Here is a 4742-nt window from a genome sequence, read left to right on the forward strand (position 1 = left end):
CGTCGACGCGGCGCTCGCCGCCCGGGCGCAGGCCGTCGTGTACGCGGCGTCCGGGGAGATCCGCCCCGACGACGCCCTCGCCGACATCCTCAAGGCGATCCGGGCGGGCGCCGTCGTCGTCACCCCCTCCCTCTACGCGCTCTACGACCAGGCCAACGCGCCCGCCGAGCTGCGGCAGCCGGTGCTCGACGCGATCGCCGAGGGCGGCGGCTCGCTGTTCGTCTCCGGAGTCGACCCCGGCTGGGGCAACGACGTCCTGCCGCTGCTGCTCAGCGGGCTCGGCTCGAAGATCGACTCCATCCGCTGCCAGGAGATCTTCGACTACACCACCTACGACCAGGAGGACTCCGTCCGCTACTTGGTCGGCATGGGGCAGCCCCTCGCCTACGACGCCCCCATGCTCAGCCCGACCGTCCCGACCATGGTGTGGGGCGGGCAGATCAGGCTGATCGCGCGCGGGCTCGGCGTCGAGCTCGACGAGATCCGCGAGGTCGTCGACCGGCGCGCGCTCGACACGACCGTCACGACCAAGCTGATGGGCGAGTTCGAGGGCGGCACGCAGGGCGCGGTCCGGTTCGAGGTGCAGGGCGTCGTCGACGGCGAGCCGCTGATCGTCATCGAGCACGTCACCCGGATCCACGCGGGCTGCGCGCCCGACTGGCCGCAGCCCCCGGCGGGCACCGACGGCACCCACCGGGTCGTCATCGAGGGACGGCCGCGGATCGAGGTCTCGGTCTGCGCCACCGACGAGGACGGCAACAGCTCCGCGGGCGGCAACGGCACGGCCGTCGGCCGGCTGGTGAGCGCGATCGACTGGCTGGTCGCGGCGGAACCCGGCCTGTACGACGCCCTGGACGTCCCGCTGCGCCCCGCGGCCGGGAAGCTCGGAAGGAAGTAGCGCATGGAGATCGACATCCCCGAAGGCAAGGACGCGATCGAGTACGTCTGGGGCGAGATGGTGCCGGGCATCGGCCCGGCCGCCGCCGGATTCTCCCTGGCCGTCTACGCGCACACCACGCTCGGGCTGCGCGAGTTCGAGGCTGCGCGGCTGCGGACGGCGCAGATCAACGGCTGTGCGTTCTGCCTGGACTGGCGGACCGACCGCGACGGCGAGACGGTCGAGGCGGAGTTCCTCGACGCGGTCGAGCAGTGGCGCACCACCGACCGGTTCGACGACCGGACCAGGCTGGCCGCCGAGTACGCCGAACGGTACGCGCTCGACCACCACAACCTCGACGCCGACGACTTCTGGGACCGGATGACGGCCCGCTACACCCAGCGGGAGATCGTCGAGCTGAGCATGAGCATCGGCTCATGGCTGGCGTTCGGCCGGCTCAACCATGTGCTGGGCCTGGACACCGTCTGCGTGCTGCCGAGCAGCCGGTAGCGGTCCTGGCCGCGCGAGACCTCGTGGACACGGCCGGCGCCCTGCTCGCGCGGCCGTCTCCCGGGTCAGGCGATCGTCACAGATCGGTGGCGATGATCTTCTCGATGTTCCGTTCGGCGAGCGCCGTGATGGTGACGAACGGGTTCACCGTGGTGTTGCCGGGGATGAGGGCGCCGTCGATGACGTACAGCCCGGTGTAGCCGTGCAGGCGTCCGTAGTTGTCGGTCGCCTTGTTGAGGACCACGCCGCCGAGCGGGTGGTAGGTGAGGCCGTCCTGCCACTGCTTGTAGACGCCGAAGAGGTCGGTCCGGTAGATCGTCCCCTCCTTGCTGTTGATCTTGTCGAAGATGGACTTGGCCATGCTGATGGACGTCTGCTTCCAGGACGTCTGCCAGGACAGGTCCACCCGTCCCGCCGCCGCGTTCCAGGTGAACTCGGCCCGGTGCGGCGTGTTGGTGATCGACAGATAGAGCGACGCGTAGGTCTCGATGCCGGTCGGCAGCGGCGCGACCTCGGCGAACGCGCCGCCGGCGTCCCAGTTGTCGATGCCGGAGCACGGGATGGTCGACTGGAGCTTGCCGGTGGGGTCCCACATATGGTTGGCGCGGCCGCACATGACGTTGCCGTTGTCCCCCCAGGTCCTGCCGACCTCGCCGTTCAGGTTCGGCAGCGACCCGGTCGCCTTCAGCTTCACCAGCAGCTTGCTGGTGCCGACGCTGCCCGCCGCGAAGAACACCTTCCCCGCCGTGACGGTCTTGGTCCCCACGACGTTGCCCGCCGTGTCGATCTGCTCGATCGTGACGGTGTACCCGCCGCCCGCCGGCACCACGTTCGTCACCCGGTGCAGCGGCGTGATGGTGACCTTGCCGGTCGCCTTGGCCTGCGCGAGGTAGGTCTGGACGAGCGACTTCTTGCCGTGGTCGTTGCCGTACATGACCTGGCCGTCGAGGGCCGAACGGGGGACGGTGCCCGCCTGCTCGGCCTTCATGTAGTTCCAGTCGTACACGTCGGGCACGAAGGTCCAGGCGAACCCCGACCGGGCGGCGTGCTTGCGGCCGACGCGCGCGTACTGGTAGCAGGCGGCCGTCTCGAACCAGGCCGGATCGATCTGGCCGACGCCGAGACCGGCGTTGGCGCGCGGGTAGTAGGTGGCGTACATCTCCTCGACGTCGACCGACGGCAGGATCGAGGCGAACCGCTCCCGCTTGGGCGTGACGGCCATCCCGCCGTTGACGAGCGAGCCGCCGCCGACCCCGCGGCCCTGGTAGACGGTGATCCCGGCGAAGTCCTCGGCGTCCAGGACCCCGGTGTACTTCTCGATGGCCCCGTCGATGGGGATGCCGAAGAAGTTGCTGACGGGGGCCTTGGACTTGGTGCGCAGCCAGTAGGCGCGCTTGTCGGGCGCGGTGACCTTGGGGAAGATCTTGCCGTCCGGGCCGGGGGTGTCCCAGTTCATCCCCATCTCAACCATCTGGACGTCGATCCCGGCCTGGGCGAGCCGGAGGGCCGCGACGGAGCCGCCGTAGCCGGTCCCGATCACCAGGACGAGGACGTTCGCCCCGTTGTCGAGCGGCCCTGCCGCCGCGGCGCGGGAGGCGGCGACGACGGGGAGCCCGAACGCGGCCGCCCCGAAGATAGAACCTGTTCCAGCAAGGAATCCGCGGCGTGAAGTGCCCGCTTTTCTCCCGCCGGGCATGGAACTGCTGCTCATGTGACCTCCATCACTTAGAGCGTAATTGCAACATGTTCTACATGTTGCGGGTGAGTTAAGTCACCCTCTACCGAGAGGTAACTTGTGATGGAGGACACACCTGAGACCGGCGTGTCACCTTGCGTCAGCGGTGACACGCCGTTATGAGACGGTTTCGACTAGGCCTTCGCGGCGGCGACGAACCGGGCGATCAGCTCGGGGCTCTTGACACCCCGGCTGCTCTCGACCCCGCTGGAGACATCGACACCCCACGGCGCGGTCGCCTCGATCGCGGCGGCGACGTTCGCCGGGGTGAGCCCGCCCGCCAGCAGCCAGCGGCCCGCCCCCTCGGGGGCCTTCCACTCCCACGGCACGCCCTCGCCGGGGACGGGCGCGTCGAGCAGCAGATGGTCCTCGCCCCGCTCCCCCGCCACGGCCGCGCCGCTCGTGGCACGGATCAGCACATGTCCCGGAAAAGCGTCAAAGAACGCCCGCGGCTCGTCGCCGTGGAACTGGACGGCCCGCACCCCGGACTCCTCGACCAGCGCCCGCACCTCGGCGAGCGGCTGAGCACGGATCACCCCGACCGTCAGGACCCCCTCGGGCACCCGGGCGGCCAGCTCGCGGGCGTCCGCGCCGGAGATCAGCCGGGGCGACGGCGCGAAGACGAACCCGACGGCGTCGGCCCCTGCGGCGACCGCCGCGTCGACGTCCACTGCGGTGCGCAGTCCACATACCTTCACGAACACCCGCGCAGCGTATCCCGTCGCACCGCGACGACCGAGTCAAGATCCCTTCAAGCTAGGCTGCCCGGGACGACATGAGGAGGTCCGGTGGACGCGGATGCTCGGGTACTGGGAGGCCGGTTCACGATCCTCGGCGAACTCGGCCGCGGCGGCATGGGGATCGTGTGGCACGCCCGCGACGACGAGCTGGGGCGGGAGGTCGCCGTCAAGCAGATCCTGATGCCCCTGGGGCTGTCGGCCGCCGCCGAGACCGACCGCAGGGACCGGATGCTGCGGGAGGCGCGCGCCGCCGCCCGGCTCAACCACCCGTCGGCGGTCACCGTCCATGACGTCGTCCGCGACGGCGACGACCTGTTCATCGTCATGGAGTACGTGCCCGCGCCTTCGCTGCAGCAGCTCGTCGCCGACCGGGGCACCCTCGGCGAGGAGGAGCTGCGGGTGCTGGCCCTCGCGCTCGTCGACGTCGTCGAGGAGGCCCACCGGATCGGGATCGTGCACCGCGACATCAAACCGGCCAACGTGCTGATGACTCCGCGCGGCGCGAAACTCACCGACTTCGGGATCGCGCGGCTCGAAGGCGACGGCACCCTCACCGCCGACGGCGCCGTCCTCGGCTCCCCCGCCTACATGGCGCCCGAGCAGGTCCGCGGCGAGCCCGCCGGAACCTCCGTCGACCTGTGGGCGCTCGGCGCGACCCTCTTCCACGCCGCCGAAGGCGACTCGCCGTTCGCCCGCGACCACGCCGGCGCGTGCATGGCCGCCGTCCTCATGGACGACCCCCCACCCGCCCGCCACCTCGCCCCCCTCATCGCCGCCCTCCTACTGAAAACCCCCACCGACCGCCCCACCCTCCCCCAACTCAAGAACGCCCTCACCGTCCCCACCGACGCGACCGCTCCCCCCGCCCCCCTCCTCCAGA

The 4742-nt window shown here is 70.7% G+C and carries 5 protein-coding genes; 3 read left to right on the plus strand and 2 right to left on the minus strand.

Going from position 1 to position 4742, the window contains the following annotated elements; genetic code table 11:
• Together ACYVE7_RS29355 and ACYVE7_RS29360 are read left to right on the plus strand one after the other, a co-directional pair.
• Positions 1 to 898 (plus strand): dihydrodipicolinate reductase (locus ACYVE7_RS29355; RefSeq protein WP_460369193.1); only part of this gene is annotated, 898 nt, incomplete at its 5' end.
• A gap of 3 nt (positions 899 to 901) precedes the next feature.
• A complete protein-coding gene (locus tag ACYVE7_RS29360; protein ID WP_460369195.1) occupies positions 902 to 1387 on the plus strand; it encodes a carboxymuconolactone decarboxylase family protein in 486 nt (161 codons plus the stop codon).
• Between the two features lie 76 nt (positions 1388 to 1463).
• Here ACYVE7_RS29360 and ACYVE7_RS29365 read toward each other — a convergent pair whose 3' ends face one another.
• Together ACYVE7_RS29365 and ACYVE7_RS29370 are read right to left on the minus strand one after the other, a co-directional pair.
• Positions 1464 to 3098, minus strand: a complete 1635-nt coding sequence (locus ACYVE7_RS29365; RefSeq protein WP_460369197.1) for a GMC oxidoreductase — start codon at positions 3096 to 3098, stop codon at positions 1464 to 1466.
• Between the two features lie 158 nt (positions 3099 to 3256).
• A complete protein-coding gene (locus tag ACYVE7_RS29370) occupies positions 3257 to 3826 on the minus strand; it encodes a phosphoribosylanthranilate isomerase (protein ID WP_460369199.1) in 570 nt (189 codons plus the stop codon).
• Between the two features lie 84 nt (positions 3827 to 3910).
• Here ACYVE7_RS29370 and ACYVE7_RS29375 point away from each other — a divergent pair.
• Positions 3911 to 4742, plus strand: an 832-nt coding sequence (locus ACYVE7_RS29375; RefSeq protein WP_460369200.1) for a serine/threonine-protein kinase, incomplete at its 3' end; no start/stop codon positions are given.

It is taken from the genome of Actinocorallia lasiicapitis (assembly GCF_054778695.1).